This is a genomic window from Pseudomonas sp. zfem005 (assembly GCF_032621735.1).
GTDB classification, from domain to species: domain Bacteria; phylum Pseudomonadota; class Gammaproteobacteria; order Pseudomonadales; family Pseudomonadaceae; genus Metapseudomonas; species Metapseudomonas solani.
In genome coordinates this window covers 58,981-79,675 of record NZ_JAVYJE010000005.1, presented here as the reverse complement: position 1 = coordinate 79,675, position 20,695 = coordinate 58,981, and the positions used below count along the sequence as shown (strand labels likewise).

Below are 20,695 nucleotides of genomic sequence, written 5' to 3'. Positions count from 1 at the left end.
TGCTCCTCAGGCCAGTTGGCCGGCTGCTTCGTGGATGGCCGCGCGGATGCGCACGTAAGTGGCGCAGCGGCAGATATTGCCGCTCATGGCCGCATCGATATCGGCATCGCTGGGTTTGCGGTTGCCCGCCAGCAGTGCGGTGGCCGCCATGATCTGCCCCGACTGGCAGTAGCCGCACTGGACCACGTCAAGCTTGCGCCAGGCCTCCTGCACCACCTTGCCCACGGCGTCATCGCCCACCGCCTCGATGGTGGTGATCTTCTTGCCCACCAGCATCGACACCGGGGTGATGCAGGCCCGCGTCGGCTGCCCGTCCACGTGCACGGTGCAGGCCCCGCACAGGGCCATGCCGCAGCCGTACTTGGTGCCGGTCATCTCGGCGACGTCGCGCAATGCCCAGAGCAACGGCATATCGGGGGCGATATCGAGTTCCTTGTCTTGGCCATTCAGGTTCAGGGTGATCATCGGCTTCTCCACCTCTACGGGTATGGATTCATGGATCACCGGCCACGGGCGGGCCGGTTCAGGGCACGGTTGTTTCAGGGTAGAAGCTCCCGGGCCGTCCCAACGCCGTTGCAGCGGCGGGACGACCAGCGGAGCGGTATCAGGCGCTCTGGCGCAGGCGCGCGATGTCGCGCTGCGGCGGCTCGCCGAACAGGCGGCTGTATTCGCGGCTGAATTGCGAGGGGCTTTCGTAGCCGACGCGGCTGCCGGCGGTGGCGGCGTCCAGCGCCTCGGCGAGCATCAGCCGGCGCGCCTCCTGCAGGCGCAGCTGCTTCTGGAACTGCAGCGGGCTCATGGCGGTGACCGACTTGAAGTGGTGGTGCAGCGCCGAGGTGCTCATGTTCACCTCGCCGGCCAGGGAGCCGATTTGCAGCGGCCGGTGGTAGTTGTTCTTCAGCCAGCTCACGGCCTTGGCGATGCGCTGGGTGTGGCTGCCGACGCAGGCGATCTGGCGCAGCTGCGCGCTGCGCTCGCCCAGCAGCAGGCGGTAGAGGATCTCGCGCTCCACCAGGGGCGCCAGCACGGCGATGTCGTCGGGGGTATCGAGCAGGCTCACCAGGCGGATCACCGCGTCCTGCAGGGGCTCGTCCAGGCTGCACACCGAGATGCCGCGCGCGGAGCTGGTCACCGCCGGCGGCCTGTCCATTTCCAGCAACAGCTCGCTGATGCGCGCCGGGTCCAGGTCCAGGCGCATGCTGAGGAAGGGCACTTCGGGGGTGGCGTCCAGCACCTGGCCGATCACCGGCAGGTCGAGGGACACGATCAGGTACTGGGACTGGCCGTAGATGTAGGTCTCATCATTGAGCATCGCCTGCTTGCAGCCCTGCACGACGATGCCCAGGGCGGGCTCGTAGAGGCAGTGGATGGGCTCGGTGGCAGCGGTGGCGCGGAACAGTGACAGGCGTGGGATAGGCGTGTGATTGACGCCCTCCTCCCGGGCGAATCGTTCAATCAGGCGCGCGAGCCTGGCTTGCGGCCCCAGGGGTGCGCTGCGCCCCTGTTCTTCGAGGGTTGCGGGTGTGGTCATGGTTTCAGCCCCTCCGGATCAGGCGACAACTCTACTTGCGCGCGCGGGGCGCGTCTTGGGCGGGAAACCACTTAGGCAGGATCAGGCAAGAATCCTGCAGAATCCTGCTACCGAAGCGGCGACCCGTGATCACACACTGGCGCCCCTTCGAGCCTGGCCGACTCCGTGCATCGATGAACGCCGTTGCGACGATCGGCACCCAGCCGGCGAAAACGAAAACCGGCGCACATGGCGCCGGATTCGGTGAAGCCCATTGCAACGGCGGGTCAGTCGGCGACGTGGATCACCACGCGGCCACCGGCCGGGCAGGTTTCCATGTAGCGGCTCGCTTCGACGAAGTCGACGAACTCGAAGACCCGGTCGATGACCGGCTTGAGCAAACGGTCGCCGGTCATCTGGTTGATATGCGCGAGCGCTCGCTGCACGGCAGCGTCATCACGCTCCAGGCCGGTTTCCGGGTCGCCGGTGAAATCCATCACGCAATGGCGGAAGAACTGCAGGTGCTTCTTGAAGGCCGCGCAGGCCGGGAAGGCTGCATCGTTGCCACCGTTGATGCCATAGAGGATCAGCTTGCCGCGCGGGGACGCGACATCGCCCAGCAGCTTCATCTGCGGGCCGGCGCATTGGTCCAGCACCACTTCCACGCCCTTGCCGGCGGTGAAGCGCTCGACTTCCAGGACCAGGTCCTGCTCCTCGGTGACGATGACCTTGTCGGCGCCCAGCTCCTTCAGGAACGGGCGGCTCTCCGGGTAGCTGGTGGAGGCGATGACGATCGCGCCCAGCGCCTTGGCCAGCTGCACCGACTGCGGCGCCAGGCAATGGCCGGCCTCGGTGATCAGCACATGCTGGCCGGGCTTGACCTTGGCCAGTTCCACCAGGGCGAAGTAACCCAGCAGCAGCGGCGTGTAGTGAACGGCGGCTTCGACCGGGGTCAGCACCTCGGGATAGCGGGTCAGGGCACGGCGCGGCATCAATACGATGTCGCCCCAGGCCGGATAGGTATTCGGGGTGGCGGACGGGAAGCTGGCCACGGCCATGCCGGGCTGCAGGTCATCGACACCTTCGCCAACGGCCTCTACCACGCCGGCCAGCTCGAAGCCGAGCCCGGCAGGCAGACGGGCCTGTTCGGAAGCCAGATTCTGCCGCCAGAGCACGTCTTTCCAACTGACGCCCAGCGCCTGGGTGCGCACCAGAACTTCGCCGAACCCCGGTTTCGGGGTGGGCAGCTCTTCCAGCTTGAGCACATCGGCCTCGCCGAATTGATGAAAACGGATCATGCGGGACATCACACACCTCGCCTGTGACTCTGTCATGGCCATGGACTCTATCCGGGCTTTATCCCTAAAACCACCCGCGCGCATCAATAGTTGTCATAAACACGGATGATGTGAGCCTTGACGACCGCGCTGCAGAGCCTCATTTTTCACACACTTATTTCGGAAGTAGCCCTGCATGAACAGGAACGACCTACGTAGAGTTGACCTCAATCTACTGATCGTGTTCGAGACGCTCATGCATGAGCGCAGCGTGACACGGGCGGCGGAGAAGCTCTTCCTCGGCCAGCCCGCCATCAGTGCCGCACTGGCGCGGCTGCGTACCCTTTTCGACGACCCGCTGTTCGTGCGCACCGGCCGCAGCATGGAGCCTTCGGCGCGAGCGGTGGAAATCTTCGCCCTGCTCTCCCCGGCGCTGGACTCCATCTCCACCGCCGTGAGCCGTGCCGCCGACTTCGATCCGGCCACCAGCAACGCGGTGTTCCGCATCGGCCTGTCCGATGACGTCGAGTTCGGCCTGCTGCCCGCCCTGCTCCGCCGCCTGCGCGCCGAGGCGCCCGGCGTGGTGCTGGTGGTGCGCCGCACCAACTACCTGCTGATGCCCAACCTGCTGGCGTCCGGCGAAATCTCCGTGGGCGTCAGCTACACCGACGAGCTGCCGGCCAACGCCAAGCGCAAGACCATCCGCCGCTCCAAGTCCAAGCTGCTGCGCGCCGATGCGATACCCGGCGCGCTGAGCCTGGAGGATTACTGCGAACGCCCCCACGCCCTGGTGTCCTACGCGGGCGACCTCTCCGGCTTCGTTGACGAGGAACTGGAAAAACTCGGCCGCAAGCGCCGCGTGGTGCTGGCCGTGCCCCAGTTCAACGGCCTCGGCGCGCTGCTCGCCGGCACCGACATCGTCGCCGTGGTGCCCGACTACACCGCCGCCGCCCTCACCGCCGCCGGCGGCCTGCGCGCGGAAGACCCGCCCTACGGCGGCCGCTCCTTCGAGCTGTCCATGGCCTGGCGCGGCGCCCAGGACAACGACCCGGCGGAACGCTGGCTGCGCTCGCGCATCCAGATGTACTGCGGTGACCCGGATAGCCTCGAATAGCGTGTAGGTCGGGTGAAACCCGACGCCCCCGGCCACTCCGTACGCGGGTTTCACCCGCCCTACGGCGGTGCTGCGCACCGCTTGGCGACTGAAGTCGCCCCTACAGCCCCGCCGCACGTACGCGACCGCTGCGTAGGGTGGATGACGCTTTTTTCATCCACCAGCGGAGCCCGCCATGACACTGATGGACCGGTTTCAACCGCGAAACGCTTCGCGAGCAGAGCCCGCTCCTACGAGTACCCGCGCGAACCCGAATCGATGAAAAGCAACAGCCATTCGCTTCTATCGATAGAACCGCCCCGATTCGCCGTTGCAAGCAATCCCGTGAATGCCCCGAAACCATGCAACGATCCGCCGAAAGCCCCATTCCAGGGCGGTTTCGCAGGGCAAGCCACCTACTATCAATGGAAAAAATTGATTTATCACTGACGGTGATATTTATCTTCGTGGCGTTCGATTCGTCCGCGAACGAGCCAGCCAGCAGACTCCGCCCCATCTACAAATCCAAATGGCGGAGCTACACATGGAACAGTCCACTCAATCCACCTGGCGTACCGGCCTCACCCTCGCATCCCTGCTGGTGCTGGTGGCGTGCGGTAAGGCCCCGGAAGCCACGCTTGCACCCGCTGCCGCCAAGGTCAGCGTGGCCGAGGTGCTGCAACAGCCGATCAACGAATGGGACGAATTCACCGGCCGCCTCGAAGCGCCTGAATCCGTCGAGATCCGTCCGCGCGTCTCCGGCTACATCGATCACGTGTCCTTCCGCGAAGGCAGCCTGATCAAGAAAGGCGACCTGCTGTTCCAGATCGACCCGCGCCCCTTCCAGGCCGAAGTGAAACGCCTCGAAGCCCAGCTGCAACAGGCCCGCGCCAGCCAGACCCGCGCGCTGAACGAAGCCCGTCGCGGTGACCGCCTGCGCCAGAGCAACGCCATCTCCGCCGAGCTGGCCGATGCCCGCAGCAGCGCCGCCCTGGAAGCCCAGGCCGCCGTCGCCGCCACCCAGGCCGAGCTGGACAACGCCAAGCTCAACCTCAGCTTCACCCGCGTCACCTCGCCCATCGATGGCCGCGTCAGCCGTGCCGAAATCACCGAAGGCAACCTGGTCAACGCCGGCCAGTCGCTGCTCACCTCCGTGGTCTCCACCGACAAGGTCTATGCCTACTTCGATGCCGACGAGCGCGTTTTCCTCAAGTACGTAGAACTGGCCCGCAAGGCCGGCGGCGATGCCCGTGGCGCCAGCCCCGTGTACCTGGGCCTGACCAGCGAGACCGGCAACCCGCACCTGGGCCAGCTGGACTTCCTCGACAACCAGGTCAACCCGCGCACCGGCACCATCCGTGGCCGCGCCGTGTTCGACAACAAGGACGGCCGCTTCACCCCCGGCCTCTATGCCCGCATCAAGCTGGTCGGCAGCGACACCTACCCCGCCGCGCTGATCAAGGACGATGCCATCGGCACCGACCTGGGCAAGAAGTTCGTCCTGGTCCTGGGCGAGAACAACACCGTGGCCTACCGCTCCATCGAGCTCGGCCCGAAGGTCCAGGGCCTGCGCATCATCCGCACCGGCCTGGCCAAGGGCGAGAAGATCGTGGTCAACGGCTTGCAGCACACCATGCCCGGCGCCACCGTCGACCCGCAGTCCGTGCCCATGGCCGACGAGAACACCCTCGCCGAGCTGGCCCGCCTGCGCCAGAGCGTGGAAGGCCGTGACGCACCGCGTGTCGCCGAACAGAACGCCAAACCTGCCGTCGCTCCGCGCGGTTGAGGTAGTACGACATGAATTTTTCCCAGTTCTTCATCCTGCGGCCGATCTTCGCCGCCGTGCTGTCGCTGCTGATCCTGATCGGCGGCGCCATCTCGCTGTTCCAGTTGCCCATCAGCGAATACCCCGAAGTGGTCCCGCCCACCGTGGTCGTACGCGCCAACTTCCCCGGCGCCAACCCCAAGGTGATTGGTGAGACCGTGGCCTCGCCCCTGGAGCAGGCCATCGTCGGCGTGGAGGGCATGCTCTACATGTCGTCCCAGTCCACCAACGACGGCAAGCTGACCCTGACCATTACCTTCGCCCTGGGTACCGACCTGGACAACGCCCAGGTGCAGGTGCAGAACCGCGTCACCCGGACCATGCCCACCCTGCCGACCGAAGTGCAGCGGCTCGGCGTGACCGTGGACAAGGCCTCCCCGGACCTGACCATGGTGGTGCACCTGACCTCGCCGGATAACCGCTACGACATGCTCTACCTGTCCAACTACGCCGCGCTCAACGTGAAAGACGAGCTGGCGCGCCTGGACGGTGTGGGCGACGTGCAGCTGTTCGGCATGGGCAACTACTCCCTGCGCGTCTGGCTGGACCCGAACAAGGTGGCCTCGCGCAACCTCACCGCCACAGACGTGGTCAACGCCATCCGCGAGCAGAACCGCCAGGTGGCCGCCGGTGCCCTGGGTGCGCCGCCGTCCGATGCGGGCAACAGCTTCCAGCTCTCGATCAACACCCAGGGTCGCCTGGTCACCGAGGAAGAGTTCGAGAACATCATCATCCGTGCCGGCGACGACGGCGAAATCACCCGCCTGCGTGACGTGGCGCGCATCGAACTGGGCTCCAGCCAGTACGCCCTGCGCTCGCTGCTGAACAACCAGCCGGCCGTGGCCATCCCGGTGTTCCAGCGCCCCGGCTCCAACGCCATCGAGATCTCCGACTCCGTGCGGGGCCGCATGGCCGAGCTGAAGAAGAGCTTCCCCCAGGGCATGGACTACGAAATCGTCTATGACCCGACCATCTTCGTGCGCGGCTCCATCGAGGCGGTGGTCCACACCCTGCTCGAAGCCATCGTGCTCGTGGTCCTGGTGGTGATCCTGTTCCTGCAGACCTGGCGCGCCTCGATCATCCCGCTGGTGGCCGTACCGGTCTCGCTGATCGGCACCTTCGCGGTCATGCACCTGTTCGGCTTCTCCCTCAACGCCCTGTCGCTGTTCGGCCTGGTGCTGGCCATCGGCATCGTGGTGGACGACGCCATCGTCGTGGTGGAAAACGTCGAGCGGAACATCGGCCTCGGCAAGTCACCGGTGGACGCCACCCGCCAGGCCATGAAGGAAGTGACCGGCCCCATCGTCGCCACCGCCCTCGTGCTGTGCGCCGTGTTCGTGCCCACCGCCTTCATCTCCGGCCTCACCGGGCAGTTCTACCAGCAGTTCGCGCTGACCATCGCCATCTCCACCGTGATCTCGGCCTTCAACTCGCTGACCCTGTCGCCGGCGCTGGCCGCCGTGCTGCTGAAGGACCACCACGCGCCCAAGGACCGCTTCTCGCGCATCCTCGACAAACTCTTCGGTGGCTGGCTGTTCGGCCCGTTCAACCGCGTCTTCGAGCGTGCCGGCAACGGCTACGTGGGCACCGTACGCCGCGTGCTGCGTGGCAGCTCGGTGGCCCTGCTGGTCTACGGCGGCATCCTGGTGCTCGGCTACCTGGGCTTCTCCAGCACTCCGGCCGGCTTCGTACCGCAACAGGACAAGCAATACCTGGTGGCCTTCGCCCAACTGCCCGACGCCGCGACCCTGGATCGCACCGAAGCGGTGATCAAGCGCATGTCCGAGATCGCCTCCAAGCACCCGGGCGTGGAGAACACCGTGGCCTTCCCCGGCCTGTCCATCAACGGCTTCACCAACAGCCCCAACAGCGGCATCGTGTTCACCCCGCTCAAGCCCTTCGATGAGCGCAAGGACCCGTCCATGTCCGCCGGTGCCATCGCCGCCGAGCTGAACAAGGAGTTCGCCGGTATCCAAGACGCCTACATCGCCATCTTCCCGCCGCCGCCCGTACAAGGCCTCGGCACCATCGGCGGCTTCCGCCTGCAGGTGGAGGATCGCGGCAACTTGGGCTACGAGGAGCTGTACAAGCAAACCCAGAACATCATCAACAAGGCGCGCCAGCTCCCCGAGCTGAACCCCATGTCGGTGTTCACCAGCTACCAGGTCAACGTCCCGCAGGTGGATGCCAACATCGACCGCGAAAAGGCCAAGACCCACGGCGTCGCCATCAGCGACATCTTCGACACCATGCAGGTCTACCTCGGCTCGCTGTATGCGAACGACTTCAACCGCTTCGGCCGTACCTACCAGGTCAACGTCCAGGCCGACCAGCCGTTCCGCCTCGAACCCGAGCAGATCGGCCAGCTGAAGGTGCGCAACAACCGTGGCGAGATGATCCCGCTGTCCACCTTCGTCAAGGTCGACAACGCCTCCGGCCCGGACCGCGTGATGCACTACAACGGCTTCATCACCGCCGAGATCAACGGTGCCGCCGCCCCGGGCTACAGCTCCGGCCAGGCCGAGGAAGCGATCGCCAAGCTGCTCAAGGAAGAACTGCCCAACGGCATGACCTACGAATGGACGGACCTGACCTACCAGCAGATCCTCGCCGGCAACACCGCGATCTTCATCTTCCCGCTCTGCGTGCTGCTGGCCTTCCTGGTGCTGGCCGCCCAGTACGAAAGCTGGAGCCTGCCGCTGGCGGTGATCCTGATCGTGCCGACCGTGCTGTTCTCGGCCATCGTCGGGGTGATGCTCGCCGGTAGCGACAACAACATCTTCACCCAGATCGGCTTGATCGTCCTGGTGGGCCTGGCGTGCAAGAACGCCATCCTCATCGTCGAATTCGCCAAGGAGAAACAGGAAGAAGGCCTCGACCGCCTGGCCGCGGTACTGGAAGCCTGCCGCCTGCGTCTGCGCCCGATCCTGATGACCTCCATCGCCTTCATCATGGGCGTGGTACCCCTGGTGCTCTCCTCCGGCGCCGGCGCCGAAATGCGCCACGCCATGGGTGTAGCGGTGTTCAGCGGGATGATCGGCGTGACCTTCTTCGGCCTGCTGCTGACCCCGGTGTTCTATGTGCTGATCCGCGGCTTCGTCGAGAAAGGCGAAGCCCGCAAGGCGGCCAAGGCCCAGAAACTCAAGGAACTGCACGCATGATCAACAAGGCTTTCGCCCCTGCCCTGCTGGCCCTCGCTTTGAGCGCCTGCGCCGTGGGCCCGGACTACAAGGCCCCCGACAGCGAGCCCGCGCGGCTCGCTGCCGCGGACGCCGGCCACTACGACCGCGCCCGCTTCGAAACCCTCTGGTGGCAACAGTTCGACGACCCGACCCTGAACCAGCTGGTGCAGCAGTCTCTCGAACAGAACCGCGAGCTGCGTGTGGCCTTCGCCCGCCTGCGCGCCGCCCGTGCCATCCGTGACGACGTCGGCAACGACCAGCTGCCGACCATCACCAGCCGCGCCAGTGCCGAAGTCGGCAAGGGCCAGCAACCCGGCCAGACCGAACAGCGCGTCAACGCCGAGCGCTACGACCTGGGCCTGGACATGGCCTGGGAGCTGGACCTGTTCGGCCGCATCCAGCGCCAGATCGAAGCCAGCGACGCCGAAATCGGCGTCGCCCAGGCCGAACTGCAACAACTGCAGGTCAGCCTGATCGCCGAGCTGGTGGACGCCTACGGCAACCTGCGCGGCGCCCAGCTGCGTGAACGCATCGCCCGCGAAAACCTGAAGAACCAGCAGGAATCCCGCGGCCTCACCGAGCAACTGCGTGACGCCGGTGTCGGCAGCGAGCTGGACGTGTTGCGCGCCGACGGCCGCCTGGCCGCCACCGAAGCCACCCTGCCGCAACTGCAGGCCATCGAGGCGCGTTCGCGCAACCGCATCGCCACCCTGCTCGGCCAGCGCCCGGAACAGCTGAGCGTCGATCTTTCGGCCAAGCCGCTGCCGGTGATCGCCAAGGAACTGCCCATCGGCGACCCCGCCGAGCTGCTGCGCCGTCGCCCCGATGTCGCCGCCGCCGAGCGCCAGCTGGCTGCCGCCACCGCCAATGTCGGCGTGGCCACGGCCGACCTGTTCCCCCGCGTCAGCCTCTCCGGATTCCTCGGCTTCACCGCCGGACGCGGCTCGCAGATCGGCTCCTCCGCTGCTCGCGCCTGGGGCGTGGCACCGACCATCAGTTGGGCCGCCTTCGACCTCGGCAGCGTGCGAGCCCGTCTGCGCGGTGCCGAAGCCGATGCCGACGGCGCCCTGGCCGGCTACGAGCAGCAGGTGCTGCTGGCCCTGGAAGAGTCCGAGAACGCCTTCAGCGACTACGCCAAGCGCCAGCAACGGCTGATCTCCCTGGTCCGCCAGTCGGAAGCCACCCGCGCTGCCGCCCAGCAAGCCGCCGTGCGCTACCGCGAAGGCACCGTGGACTTCCTCGTGCTGCTGGACGCCGAACGCGAGCGCCTGGCCGCCGAAGACGCCCAGGCCCAGGCCGAAGTGGAGCTCTACAGCGGCATCGTCGCCATCTACAAGGCCCTCGGCGGCGGCTGGCAGCCCCAGGCCTGATCCTCTCCTCCTGGCTCGGCCGCCCCCCGGCCGACCTCTCGCCCCGCGACGGTGCCCCTGTCGCGGGGCTTTTTTTGCCTGAAGGATTCCAGCCGGCGCGCTGCTCCATCGTTGGAATTCATTCGCGATGGAGCAGCCGACCACTCGCAGCCCAGTGCCGGCGGCGAATCTTTCGCGGCTGAAGCCGCTCCCACAGGGAGTGTCCGCAGCGAGGCCATGCATCGCCGTGTTGGGCCTCGCTGCGCTCGGCGCCAACCTATGCACCGCGCCGCTGTAGGTCGGGTGCAACCCGACATGTGCCGTGCAGTGGCCTCGCGGGCTTCACCCGCCCTACGGAGCTGACCGCTGTGTAGGGTGGATGACGCTCTTTTCATCCACCAGGCGATGCATCACCCCACACCACAGCCCACCCGGTAGGGGCGAATTCATTCGCCCAGCGGTGCACAGCACGGCCATCCCCTCACCGCAACGGCGAGAAACGCGCCGGCAGGCACGCGGTGGAGTGCATGTCGCGCAGCTGCGGGCCGGAGTTTTCCGGCGGCCAGACGCCATCGGCCACCGCGCGGGTGCGCACGTCGAGGCGTTGCTCCAGGCTGGCGTAGGGCCAGATGTGCAGGTAGCGCGGGGTGCGGCCGTCGGTGGCGTAGAAGGCCGCATAGACCTGGGAATAGCCCTCGCCGGTGCGCGGGCCGACGGCCTTCTTCCAGCCCTCCAGGGTCGGCGCCAGGCCGGAGGGGATCAGGTCATACACCCGCAGCTCGTAGAAAGGCCCATGGGCGCCCGGCGCCAGGGGCTCGAGGAAGGGGAACAGCGTGTAGTTCTCCGCCTTCATGTCGGTCATGAAGCATTCGATGCCGAAGGCGTCCCGCGCCAGCAGGTAGCGCTCGCGCTCGGCCTGGCGGGCCAGCTCGTCGGTGAAGCCGCGCAGCACGATGACCTGGTTCAACGGGCCGATCTCCGAGGCCCAGCAACCCATCAGGGTGCAGCCGGGGCCGCTGCTGGCCAGGGTTTCTTCCAGGCGCGCCAGGGCATCGGCCGTGGTGCGCACACGCAGGGTGAAGGTGATCAGTTCGAACAGGCGCATCGCTACCTCGTGGTCCGTGGTTCATCTAGATACGGCGGCGGGCACTGTGCCCGCCACCCTGCAACCGGGGCCGCGAGGGGCGCGCTCACGCCTGCCCCAGGGCCCCGTTGAAACGCGGGGCGAGCCCCATCAGGTCAAGCTTGCGGGTGAATTCGCCGAGGCGGCGCAGCTTGTAGGCCTCCACGTCCACGCCCGCGTAGTCATAGAAGCCTTGCCCCTCACGCAAACCGTTGCGGCCCTCGTGCATGTTGTCGGCGATCACCTGGGGCGAGGCGAAACGCGGGTCGATGGCCCCGGCCAGGTAGCGCGAGGCGTAATAGAGGATGTCGCCGCCGCCCCAGTCGATGAACTCCAGCAGGCCCAGTACCGAGAAGCGCAGGCCGAAGCCGACGCGGATCGCCGTGTCGATGTCCTCGGCGCTGGCCACGCCCTCCTCCACCATGCGCGCGGCCTCGTTCATCGCCAGGGCCTGGATGCGCGGCACGATGTAGCCCGCCGCCGGGGCGCAGAGCACCGGCACCTTGCCCACCTGGCGCAGCAGCGCCAGCAGGCGCTCGACCACCGTGCCGTCGGTGGCCTCGCTGCGGCTCACCTCCACCAGCGGGATCAGGTAGGCCGGGTTGAGCCAGTGGGCGTTGACGAAGCGCCCGGGGTGGCTGACCAGCCCGGCCAGCTCGCTGACCAGGAAGGTGGAAGTGGTCGAGGCGATGATGCAGTCGCCGCTGCAATGCAGGCTCAGCCAGGCGAAGCACTCGCGCTTTACCTCCAGCACCTCGGGTACCGCCTCGAACACCAGCTCGGCGCAGGCCAGGTCGGCCAGCGCCTGCTCGCGGTCGCACAGGCGCACGCGGCCCAACGCCTCGTCCGCCTGCCCGGGGTCGAGCACGCCGAGGCGTACCAGGGTCTGAAGCTCGCTGGCGAGACTGGCGCGCACCTTGTCGAAATACCCCCGCTGCTGCTCGGCATCGCGGGCCTTGATGTCGATGAGGGTCACCGGCAGCCCGGCGTGCATGAAGGCCAGGGCGATGCCTTCGCCCATGCGCCCGGCGCCGACCACGGCGATGCGCGCGGCCATCAGTGGATGCCCTCGCGCAGCAGCTCGACCATCTCGGCGCGGCTCAAATCCGCCAGGCCGAGGCGCTCCAGGGTGCGGCCCTCGGCATAGAGATCGAAGCCGGCCACCGCCGAGGCGATGCTCAGCAGGCCCTGGGCGACGGGCATCGGTACACCGGCCCAGCGGCCGACCGAGACCAGGAATGACAGGCCCAGGCGCGTGTCTTCCAGCATGTAGCGGTGGCGCTGCAGGTCGATGTCCTCGCGCCAGTCGCCGCTGTCGGTGAGCGTGCCGTGGGCACCGCGGCCGTACATCCACTCATCGCCCTCGGTGGTGTTGTAGTGGTCGGCCAGGGGGAAATGCGGCGCCGGGTAGCCGAGGGCCTCGCGCAGAGCCATGCGCTCGGCGTCCAGCGCGGTGGTGACGCGGCGGATGGCCGGCTGGGTGCCTTCGTTGTGGATGTCCCAGGTCTCGAAGTGCTCCAGGGGGCCGGCGTTCATCATGATCAGCGGCGGGTGGATGATCGGCCCGGCGTTCATCAGCGCACCGCTGAGGCCGTCCTCGATGGGCTCGACGCTCGGGTAGGCCTGGCGCAGCAGGGCGAAGGCCGGCTCGGCCAGGCGGCTGGGGAACACCCCGGTGGGCAGGCGCGTGGCGTAGCCGCTGATCACCACGTTGGCGGCGCCGTGCTTGCGGGCCAGGTAGGGCAAGGTGCCGGTCTCGGCGAAGGCCACCTCGGCGTCGTTGCCCGCCTCGTGCATGGCCTTGGCGAACAGGTAGCTGCCGAAGGTGCCCGGCGGCAGGAACAGCACCTGGCCGTCGCGCAGCAACGGCGCCATTTCCCGCGCCAGGCTCTCGTGGGTGGTGGATGGCAGCGGCACCACCAGCAGTTGGGCGAAGGCCACGGCTTCGGCCAGGTCATCGCTCAGGCTGAGGCTGGCGCCCTCGCCGCCCACGACCACCTGGCGGGTGCCGCGGTAGTCCTTGACGGTCAGGCTGCCAATGGCCGCCAGCTCCTTGAGCGCCGCGCCGTCACGGCGCCACAGGCACACGCGGTGCCCCTTCTCCGCCAGCTCGATGGCTGCCGCGTAGCAACCGTGTCCACCGCCGATAACGCTGATATTCATGGGCCAAGCTCCTCGTTCAAGAGCCTCGATCCTAGGGGCCCGACCCGCACCCGGCTGCGCGGAATGCGCAACGAGGATTCGGAATGTGCAAGGGATTGGTGCCGGCTCGGCAATCGATCCCGTAGGGGCGAATTCATTCGCCCAAGGGCCGCACAGCGGCCTGCGTGCGCAACCCGACATCGACGCCGAGCCATGCTCCGCTGGTGGATGAGAAGAGCGTCATCCACCCTACGATTCGGCTCCTCCCCGGCACAAAAAAACCACGCCGGCATGACCACCGGCGTGGTTGAAAACAGCGGGGAAAATCGGGTGATTCCCCGCCGGGACTACGGGCCTCAGGCTTCCAGGGCGCGGACGCGATCGCGGCGCTCTTCTTCCTTGGGCTTGGCAGCAGCTTGCAGCTGGAAGTCGAAGTCGATCTCGGCGAAGCGGCCTTCGATGCCACGGGCGTCGGCGGCAGCGGCGTCTTCGATGAAGCGCACCTCCGCCACCAGGCCTTCGCGGGTGGCGTAGGCGAAGTCGTCCCACAGGTACTGGTCGCCCGAGAGGTTGATCTGGGTGGTCAGGTGGCGATGGCCGGGGGCGGAGATGAAGAAGTGGATGTGCGCCGGGCGGTTGCCGTGGCGGCCCAGGCTGTTGAGCAGCTCCTGGGTGGGGCCGTCCGGCGGGCAGCCGTAGCCGGAAGGCACGATGCTGCGGGCGCGGTAGCGGCCTTCGCTGTCGGTGATGATGCGCCGACGCAGGTTGAACTCGGACTGGGTGCTGTCGAAGTAGGAATAGGTGCCGTTGGTGTTGGCGTGCCAGACGTCGACGGTCGCGCCGGCAAGGGGCTTGCCGTCGGTGTCCAGCACCCGGCCCTGGAGGAACATCACGGTGCCCGGGTCGGTGCCGTCGTCCATGCGTGCCTCACCCTCGGACAGCGGCGCGCCGGCCACGTAGAGCGGGCCCTCGATGGTGCGCGGGGTACCGCCGCTGAAGCCGGCGGCTTCGTCCTGGGCATCCAGCAGCAGGTCGAGGTAGTGCTCGACCCCCAGGCCGGCGACCAGCAGGCCGGCCTCCTGGCGGCTGCCCAGGCGGTTGAGGTAATCCACCGCCTTCCAGAATTCCTCGGTGGTCACGTCCAGGTCCTCGATGATCTTCACGGTGTCGAGGAGGATGCGGTTCACCAGCGCCTTCATGCGCGGGCTGCCCTGGTCGTTGGTGAAGCCGCTGACTTCCTTGAAGAACTGCTGGACGCTATCGGTCTGGGAGAGTTTGACAGTCATGGTTGGAACCTCATCTTGTAGTTATTGGCCGGGCTTAGCTGGGACAGTGCGGCGATCAGCGATCGTCCTGGTGGATCGACGAAGGATGGCGGCAGAGCCCGTCGACCTCGATCTCCATGTACGGGAACAGCGGCAGCTGCATCAGCGTGTCGTGCAGCTCCTCGACGCTGGCCAGGTCGAACACGCTGTAGTTGGCGTAGTGGCCGGCGATGCGCCACAGGTGGCGCCACTTGCCCTCGCGCTGCAGGCGCTGGGCCAATTCCTTCTCGTCGGCCTTGAGCTTGGCGGCCTTGTCCGGGTCCATGTCGAGCGGCAGCTTCACGGTCATCTTCACGTGGAACAGCATGGAAGCATCTCCTTCTTCAGGCGAGTGTTCAGGTACGGCGGAAGCGCGCCAGGCGCTCCTCGTCGAGGGTCAGGCCGAGGCCGGGCAGGCGCGGCACGTGCAGCTGGAAGTCCTGGTAGCGCGGCGGCTCGGTGACGATCTCCTCGGTCAGCAGCAGCGGGCCGAACAGTTCGGTGTCCCAGGCCAGTTCGGCCAAGGTGATGAAGGCGTGGGCCGAGGCCAGGGTGCCGACGCTGCCTTCGAGCATGGTGCCGCCGTAGAGGCCGATGCCGGCCGCCTCGGCGATGGCGGCGGTGCGCAGCACGGCGCGCGGGCCACCGTTCTTGGCGATCTTCAGGGCGAACACCGGGGCGGCACCTTCGCGGGCGAGGTTGAAGGCGTCCTCGACGCATTCGATGGACTCGTCCGCCATGATCGGCGCCGGGCTGCGCAGGGCGAGGCGCGCCTGGCCGGCGCGGTTGTTGCGCGAGATGGGCTGCTCGATCAGGTCGATGCCGTTGTCGCCCAATACCTGGCAGGCACGCAGGGCCACGGCTTCATCCCAGTACTGGTTGACGTCGACGCGCACGCTGGCGCGATCGCCCAGGGCCTTCTTGATGGCGATGACGTGGCGCAGGTCCTGGTTCACTTCGTTGGCGCCGATCTTCAGCTTGAAGATGCGATGGCGGCGCACCTCCAGCATGTGCTCGCCCTCGGCGATATCGCGGGCGGTGTCGCCGCTGGCCAGGGTCCAGGCCACTTCCAGGCTGTCGCGCACACGGCCACCGAGCAGCTCGCTCACCGGCAGGCCCAGGCGCTTGCCCTGGGCGTCCAGCAGCGCGGTTTCCACCGCCGAGCGGGCGAAGGTGTTGCCCTTCACCACGCGGTCGATGCGCTGCATGGCGGCGTTGATGTTGCTGGCGTCCTGGCCGATCAGCAGTGGCGCGAAGTAGCGGTCGAGGTTGGTCTTGATGCTTTCGGGGCTTTCGTAGCCGTAGGCCAGGCCACCGATGGTGGTGGCCTCGCCAATGCCCTCGATGCCGTCGGCGCAGCGGATGCGCAGGATCACCAGGGTCTGGTTCTGCATGGTGTGCATCGCCAGCTTGTGCGGGCGGATGGTCGGCAGGTCGACGATGATCGCTTCGAGGGACTCGATCGCGGTAGAAATCATTTCAATACCCATCAGGTTCTGTTTTCACTGTTCCGCAGCGTAAATCTGCAAATCCCAGGCTTCCAATATTGAGTTTGTCTGGCACGATACCCACCAGGTATCAAACCAGGCACAGAGAGATTCCCATGGAGCTTCGCCACCTGCGCTACTTCCAGGCCCTTGCCGAAACCCTCAACTTCACCCGCGCCGCCGAGCGCCTGCACATCGCCCAGCCGCCCTTGAGCCGGCAGATCCAGCAGCTCGAGGAAGAGCTCGGCGTCACCCTGCTGGAGCGTGGCCGCCCCCTGCGCCTGACCGAGGCCGGGCGCTTCTTCCACGAGCACTCCAGCGCCCTGCTGGAGCAATTGGCCAAGGTCTGCGACAACACCCGGCGCATCGGCCAGGGCGAGAAGACCTGGCTGGGCATCGGCTTCGCCCCCTCGACCCTCTACGGCGTGCTGCCGGAGCTGATCCGCCGCCTGCGCAGCGACGCCGAGCTGGAGCTCGGGCTCAACGAGATGACCACCCTGCAGCAGGTGGAGGCGCTCAAGGCCGGGCGCATCGACATCGGTTTCGGCCGCATCCATATCGAGGACCCGGCCATCCACCAGCAGGTGCTGACCCTGGACCCGCTGGTCGCCGCCCTCCCCGCCGGCCACCCGCTGCTGGCCGCCCCGGCGAGCCTGGAAGCCCTGGCCCGCGAGCCCTTCGTGCTCTACCCGGGCAACCCGCGCCCGAGCTACGCCGACCATGTGCTCGCGCTGTTCGCCACCCACGGCCTGCAAATCCGTGTCGTGCAGTGGACCAACGAACTGCAGACCGCCATCGGCCTGGTCGCCGCCGGCATCGGCATCACCCTGGTGCCCGCCTCGGTGCAGCTGCAGCACCGCGACGACATCGGCTACACCCGCCTGCTGGAAAGCAACGCCACCTCGCCGATCATCATCAGTCGCCGCGTGGGTGACACCTCCCCGGCATTGGGGGACTGCCTGGCGCTGATCGGGGAACTGGTGGCGCAGGACGCCTGAACGCACAGGCGCATCGCAATAAAAAAGGCCCGCAAAGGAGTGGCCGGGCCGAGGTGAAAACAAAGGGATTGGTACAGGACGCGGGCTTATCGCCCGCAGGGTCCGTAGGAGCGAGCTCTGCTCGCGAAGCGCCTTCAAGGGGCTCGTAATCCATGCTGGGTCGGGGCCGCTGCGCAGCACATAGGATGGACCGTTCGTAGGATGGGTAGAGCGGAGCGAAACCCATGCTGTGCCGGGGCCGCTACGCGACCCTTGGCGAATGAATTCGCCCCTACAGATGTGATCCGGCCCGGACGCGCGCTTCCGGCCTTTGCAGGAAGCGACGACGCCGGGCCGGCTCTTCATGTCCTGCTGCTCAGAACTTGAAGGTGTAGGTGGTGATCAGGCGGTTCTCCTTGTAGTCCGCCCCCGAGGCCGCGCCGTTGCCGTAGCGGGTCTTGACGTCGATGTTGCGCCACTCGAAGCCGACACCCTTGAGCGGGCCGCTCTGCACCACGTAGCTGAGGAAGATGTTGCGCTCGCTCTCGACGTTCTCATCCAGGGCGTTGTTGCCGCGATCGATGCCGGTGCCGCGCAGGTAGCGGGTCATCAGCTTGAGGCCCGGCGCGCCGTAGCTGGCGAAGTCCAGGTCGTAGCGCAGCTGCCAGGAGCTTTCGTTGGGCTTGACGAAGGCCACGGTGGACCAGTTCACCAGGTACGGCTGCGGGGCGTAGCCGTTGAGCGTGGGGAAGGTGCTGTCGCCGAGCATGCGCTGGTAGCCGACGCCGATGGCGTGGGCGCCCTTGCGCAGGGTGGTCATGGCGCCGTAGGAGCGGTTGTCGATCTCGCCGTAGAGCGCCTTGCCGTCTTCCTTGTTGTCGAAGTAGCGCAGGTCGGTCTTCAGGCCGAAGCCGTCGCCCAGGTCGGCGTTGTAGGTCAGGCCGCCGTAGTGCTGCTCGTAGATGTCCTCCAGCTGGCCGTAGAAGTAGGTGGCCGAGAGCGCCGGGCTGAAGGCATAGGTGGCGCCGCCGAAGTTGAGGCCATCGCTGCGGCGTTTGATGTCCGGGCCGTTGAACAGGTACATCTTCTCCCGGTCGGAGGATTCGCGCCCGCTGATCTCGGTGAAGCGCCCGCCGGTGAGGGTGAGCTTGTCGATCTCGCGGGATTCGACCAGGAAGCCGTGGTAGGTGGTGACCAGTTGCCGCGAGTCGTCCATGAAGGCCACCGGCAGCATCGGCCGGTGCTCGCCGATCTTCAGCTCGGTCTTGGAGTACTTGACCTTGGCGGTCAGCGCGGCGCGACCGTAGTCACGCACCTGCTCGCCCTTGCTGTCGTCGTAGGGAATGATGCTGTCCGGGCCACGGCCACCACCGCCATCCAGGCGATAGGCATATTGCGCGGAAAGATCGAGGCCGAACTGGATGGGGCCTTCGGTGTAACCGGAGATGGCGCGGAAGTCGAAACCCTGGGTCCAACTGCCAATACGCGACTTCGGTGCATCGCTCTGTTTGTAATCACGGTCGATATAGAAGTTGCGCAAGCCGAGGCTCACTTGCCGATCATCGAGAAAGTCCGCCTGGGCGGTAATCGGCGCGAGCGCACCCATCAGGCTCGCGGCAGCAACGCCGCGGGCCAGCCAGCTTTTCTGAAACATGGGATGTTCCTTTAATACATGTGCAAGGCACTAGAGTGGGAGCAGATTAATTGGCAAATCAGCAAACGCAGGCAGTTAATCCGCAGTGTTGTTTTTATGACCACTTACTGCAAAAAGGCGAAACAGACCCATTACCCGAACGTCAGTAACGGGCACCCTCCTTTATTGTTATGTGTTTCATACAGCAGACTTTGCGCGGTAATCACTCGCAAAGTTTCCGGTGATAAACACCGAAACTTTCTACACCGGGACGTTGCTCTTCCCCGGCCTTGAAGCGTTATCAGCAGGCTGCCTTGGAGGCATCGCCGAGGCGGTGATAGGCGCGGTTGAAATACACCAGGCCTTCCTGGTTCTCGCCGTGGCGGATGCCCAGCACCTCGCAGTAGAAGATGGTGTGCGAGCCCACTTCATGGGCCTGGGCGATGCGGCAATCGAAGCTCACCAGGGCCTCGTCCAGCAGCGGCGCGCCGCTTTCCAGGGTGTGCCAGCTGGCGGCGGCGAAGCGCTGGTCGGAGTCCAGCTCGCGGTTGGCGAACACCGCCGAGATGTCCTTCAGCTCGGCGGTCAGCACGTTTACGCCGAGCACGCCGTTGCTCTTGAAATGCACGTTGGAATACGAGGAGCGGTTCATGCACACCAGCAGCGTCGGCGGCTGGTCGGTGACGCTGCACACCGCCGAGGCGGTGAAGCCGAAACGCCCGGCGGTGCCATTGGTGGTGATGACGGAAACGGCGCCGCCCAGCAGCGCCATTGCGTTACGAAATCCCGTGGTATCGACCATGGTAGTGCCCTCCGGTGTTCAGATATCCAGGACCAGCTTCGAGCTCTTGGCGCGCGAGCAACAGACCAGGATCTGGTCGTTGGCGGCCTTCTCGTCCTCGGTCAGGTAGACGTCGCGGTGATCCGGCTCGCCCTCCAGCACATCGCACAGGCAGGTGCCGCAGACGCCCTGCTCGCAGGAAATCTCGATCTTGATGCCCACGCCCGCCAGCGCGTCGAGGATGCTCTGGCCCTCGGCCACCTGCACCGTCTTGCCACTGCGCGCGGCCACCACTTCGAAGCCCGCGCCGCTGGCGTCGACCTCGACCTGGAAGTACTCGCGGTGGATGTTGGCCTCGGCGTAGCCGGCGTTGCGCGCCTCGCCTATCACCCAGTCCATGAAGCCGGCCGGGCCGCAGACATAGACGTGCACATCCGCCTGGGGGGCGCCCAGCACGCGGGGCAGGTCGAGCTTCTGTGCCGGCTCGTCATCGAAGTGAGTGCTGACGCGCCCGGCGAAGGGCGCGGCGGCCAGCTCGTCGAGGAAGGCGGTGCGGCCGCGCGAGCGGCCACAGTAGTGCAGCTCGAAGTCGCTGCCGGTGGCCTGCAGCGCATGGGCCATGGCGATCATCGGGGTGATGCCGATGCCGCCGCCGATGAGGATCGAACGCTTCGCACCGGCGGCCAGCGGGAACAGGTTGCGCGGCGCGCTGATCTCCACCTCGGCCCCTTCCAGCAGGCTGTCGTGCACGCCCAGGGAGCCGCCGCGGGAGGCCGGGTCCTTGAGCACGCCGAGGCGATAGAGGCTGGAGTCGGCGGGGTCGCTGCACAGCGAATACTGACGCACCAGGCCGGGGGCGACGTGGATGTCCACGTGGGCGCCGGCTTCGAAGGCGGGAAGCGTCGCGCCGCCGACCGGCAGCAGATCGAGGACGACGACGCCGTCGCCCTGCAACTGGCGCTTGTGCACCACGACCTTGAGGAGTTGTTCTGTCATCTCGGGTTCACCCGCA

Annotated in this window: 17 protein-coding genes; 5 read left to right on the top strand and 12 right to left on the bottom strand. The window is 66.7% G+C overall.

Going from position 1 to position 20,695, the window contains the following annotated elements; all coding sequences use genetic code 11:
* Positions 1–6: 6 nt before the first annotated feature.
* The 3 genes from RTW82_RS12625 to RTW82_RS12615 form a co-directional block, all read right to left on the bottom strand.
* A complete protein-coding gene (locus RTW82_RS12625; protein WP_043244769.1) occupies positions 7–465 on the bottom strand; it encodes a (2Fe-2S)-binding protein in 459 nt (152 codons plus the stop codon).
* Between the two features lie 139 nt (positions 466–604).
* The gene (locus tag RTW82_RS12620) at positions 605–1,531 is read right to left on the bottom strand and encodes an AraC family transcriptional regulator (RefSeq protein WP_021217308.1); all 927 of its coding nucleotides are present in this window, start codon (positions 1,529–1,531) and stop codon (positions 605–607) included.
* 266 nt (positions 1,532–1,797) lie between these two features.
* Positions 1,798–2,817, bottom strand: coding sequence for a zinc-dependent alcohol dehydrogenase family protein (locus RTW82_RS12615; RefSeq protein WP_316925275.1), 1,020 nt, complete (start codon positions 2,815–2,817; stop codon positions 1,798–1,800).
* Positions 2,818–2,983: 166 nt separating this feature from the next.
* On the opposite strand from RTW82_RS12615, the gene RTW82_RS12610 reads away from it, so the two are divergent.
* The 4 genes from RTW82_RS12610 to RTW82_RS12595 all read left to right on the top strand — a co-directional run bounded on the left by RTW82_RS12610 (position 2,984) and on the right by RTW82_RS12595 (position 10,257).
* Positions 2,984–3,901: a LysR family transcriptional regulator gene (locus RTW82_RS12610; RefSeq protein ID WP_031286975.1), complete on the top strand. Its 918-nt coding sequence runs from the start codon at positions 2,984–2,986 to the stop codon at positions 3,899–3,901.
* A gap of 523 nt (positions 3,902–4,424) precedes the next feature.
* On the top strand, positions 4,425–5,666 hold the full coding sequence (gene mexE / locus RTW82_RS12605) for a multidrug efflux RND transporter periplasmic adaptor subunit MexE (RefSeq protein ID WP_271661126.1): 1,242 nt from the start codon (positions 4,425–4,427) through the stop codon (positions 5,664–5,666).
* 11 nt (positions 5,667–5,677) lie between these two features.
* A complete protein-coding gene (locus RTW82_RS12600; protein ID WP_263403987.1) occupies positions 5,678–8,866 on the top strand; it encodes an efflux RND transporter permease subunit in 3,189 nt (1,062 codons plus the stop codon).
* The gene (locus RTW82_RS12595) at positions 8,863–10,257 is read left to right on the top strand and encodes a TolC family protein (RefSeq protein ID WP_316925274.1); all 1,395 of its coding nucleotides are present in this window, start codon (positions 8,863–8,865) and stop codon (positions 10,255–10,257) included. Before RTW82_RS12600 ends, RTW82_RS12595 begins: the two co-directional genes overlap by 4 nt.
* A 460-nt stretch (positions 10,258–10,717) precedes the next feature.
* Here the strand turns inward: RTW82_RS12595 and RTW82_RS12590 are convergent, their stop codons facing one another.
* The 6 genes from RTW82_RS12590 to RTW82_RS12565 form a co-directional block, all read right to left on the bottom strand.
* On the bottom strand, positions 10,718–11,341 hold the full coding sequence (locus RTW82_RS12590; RefSeq protein WP_043244765.1) for an NIPSNAP family protein: 624 nt from the start codon (positions 11,339–11,341) through the stop codon (positions 10,718–10,720).
* Between the two features lie 85 nt (positions 11,342–11,426).
* Positions 11,427–12,416, bottom strand: a complete 990-nt coding sequence (locus RTW82_RS12585) for a 3-hydroxybutyryl-CoA dehydrogenase (RefSeq protein ID WP_410478796.1) — start codon at positions 12,414–12,416, stop codon at positions 11,427–11,429.
* The gene (locus RTW82_RS12580; protein WP_316925273.1) at positions 12,416–13,522 is read right to left on the bottom strand and encodes an NAD/NADP-dependent octopine/nopaline dehydrogenase family protein; all 1,107 of its coding nucleotides are present in this window, start codon (positions 13,520–13,522) and stop codon (positions 12,416–12,418) included. Before RTW82_RS12580 ends, RTW82_RS12585 begins: the two co-directional genes overlap by 1 nt.
* 335 nt (positions 13,523–13,857) lie before the next feature.
* On the bottom strand, positions 13,858–14,787 hold the full coding sequence (gene catA, locus RTW82_RS12575; protein ID WP_316925272.1) for a catechol 1,2-dioxygenase: 930 nt from the start codon (positions 14,785–14,787) through the stop codon (positions 13,858–13,860).
* Between the two features lie 55 nt (positions 14,788–14,842).
* Entirely contained in the window at positions 14,843–15,133 is a 291-nt protein-coding gene (catC, locus tag RTW82_RS12570; protein ID WP_021217318.1) for a muconolactone Delta-isomerase, read from the bottom strand.
* Positions 15,134–15,161: 28 nt separating this feature from the next.
* Positions 15,162–16,283 (bottom strand): muconate cycloisomerase family protein, encoded by a 1,122-nt coding sequence (locus RTW82_RS12565; protein WP_184489120.1) that lies wholly within the window; start codon positions 16,281–16,283, stop codon positions 15,162–15,164.
* A 125-nt stretch (positions 16,284–16,408) separates the two neighbouring features.
* On the opposite strand from RTW82_RS12565, the gene RTW82_RS12560 reads away from it, so the two are divergent.
* Entirely contained in the window at positions 16,409–17,290 is an 882-nt protein-coding gene (locus RTW82_RS12560) for a LysR family transcriptional regulator (protein ID WP_265168490.1), read from the top strand.
* 355 nt (positions 17,291–17,645) lie between these two features.
* Here the strand turns inward: RTW82_RS12560 and RTW82_RS12555 are convergent, their stop codons facing one another.
* From RTW82_RS12555 to RTW82_RS12545, 3 genes are all read right to left on the bottom strand, one after another.
* Positions 17,646–18,923 (bottom strand): OprD family porin, encoded by a 1,278-nt coding sequence (locus RTW82_RS12555; RefSeq protein ID WP_021217321.1) that lies wholly within the window; start codon positions 18,921–18,923, stop codon positions 17,646–17,648.
* Between the two features lie 280 nt (positions 18,924–19,203).
* Complete coding sequence (locus RTW82_RS12550; RefSeq protein ID WP_031286976.1) at positions 19,204–19,704, bottom strand: flavin reductase; 501 nt, start codon at positions 19,702–19,704, stop codon at positions 19,204–19,206.
* Between the two features lie 18 nt (positions 19,705–19,722).
* Positions 19,723–20,679 carry a PDR/VanB family oxidoreductase gene (locus tag RTW82_RS12545; protein ID WP_316925271.1) on the bottom strand — a complete coding sequence of 319 codons (957 nt, stop codon included), beginning with the start codon at positions 20,677–20,679 and terminating at the stop codon, positions 19,723–19,725.
* Between the last annotated feature and the right edge of the window lie 16 nt (positions 20,680–20,695).

Coding starts and splice junctions, on each gene's coding strand:
- catC (WP_021217318.1), bottom strand. CDS start 15,133: ATGCTGTTCCACGTGAAGATGACCGTGAAGCTGCCGCTCGACATGGAC.
- RTW82_RS12590 (WP_043244765.1), bottom strand. CDS start 11,341: ATGCGCCTGTTCGAACTGATCACCTTCACCCTGCGTGTGCGCACCACG.
- RTW82_RS12595 (WP_316925274.1), top strand. CDS start 8,863: ATGATCAACAAGGCTTTCGCCCCTGCCCTGCTGGCCCTCGCTTTGAGC.
- RTW82_RS12625 (WP_043244769.1), bottom strand. CDS start 465: ATGATCACCCTGAACCTGAATGGCCAAGACAAGGAACTCGATATCGCC.
- RTW82_RS12560 (WP_265168490.1), top strand. CDS start 16,409: ATGGAGCTTCGCCACCTGCGCTACTTCCAGGCCCTTGCCGAAACCCTC.
- RTW82_RS12550 (WP_031286976.1), bottom strand. CDS start 19,704: ATGGTCGATACCACGGGATTTCGTAACGCAATGGCGCTGCTGGGCGGC.
- RTW82_RS12600 (WP_263403987.1), top strand. CDS start 5,678: ATGAATTTTTCCCAGTTCTTCATCCTGCGGCCGATCTTCGCCGCCGTG.
- mexE (WP_271661126.1), top strand. CDS start 4,425: ATGGAACAGTCCACTCAATCCACCTGGCGTACCGGCCTCACCCTCGCA.
- RTW82_RS12615 (WP_316925275.1), bottom strand. CDS start 2,817: ATGTCCCGCATGATCCGTTTTCATCAATTCGGCGAGGCCGATGTGCTC.
- catA (WP_316925272.1), bottom strand. CDS start 14,787: ATGACTGTCAAACTCTCCCAGACCGATAGCGTCCAGCAGTTCTTCAAG.
- RTW82_RS12585 (WP_410478796.1), bottom strand. CDS start 12,416: ATGGCCGCGCGCATCGCCGTGGTCGGCGCCGGGCGCATGGGCGAAGGC.
- RTW82_RS12620 (WP_021217308.1), bottom strand. CDS start 1,531: ATGACCACACCCGCAACCCTCGAAGAACAGGGGCGCAGCGCACCCCTG.
- RTW82_RS12565 (WP_184489120.1), bottom strand. CDS start 16,283: ATGATTTCTACCGCGATCGAGTCCCTCGAAGCGATCATCGTCGACCTG.
- RTW82_RS12555 (WP_021217321.1), bottom strand. CDS start 18,923: ATGTTTCAGAAAAGCTGGCTGGCCCGCGGCGTTGCTGCCGCGAGCCTG.
- RTW82_RS12580 (WP_316925273.1), bottom strand. CDS start 13,522: ATGAATATCAGCGTTATCGGCGGTGGACACGGTTGCTACGCGGCAGCC.
- RTW82_RS12610 (WP_031286975.1), top strand. CDS start 2,984: ATGAACAGGAACGACCTACGTAGAGTTGACCTCAATCTACTGATCGTG.
- RTW82_RS12545 (WP_316925271.1), bottom strand. CDS start 20,679: ATGACAGAACAACTCCTCAAGGTCGTGGTGCACAAGCGCCAGTTGCAG.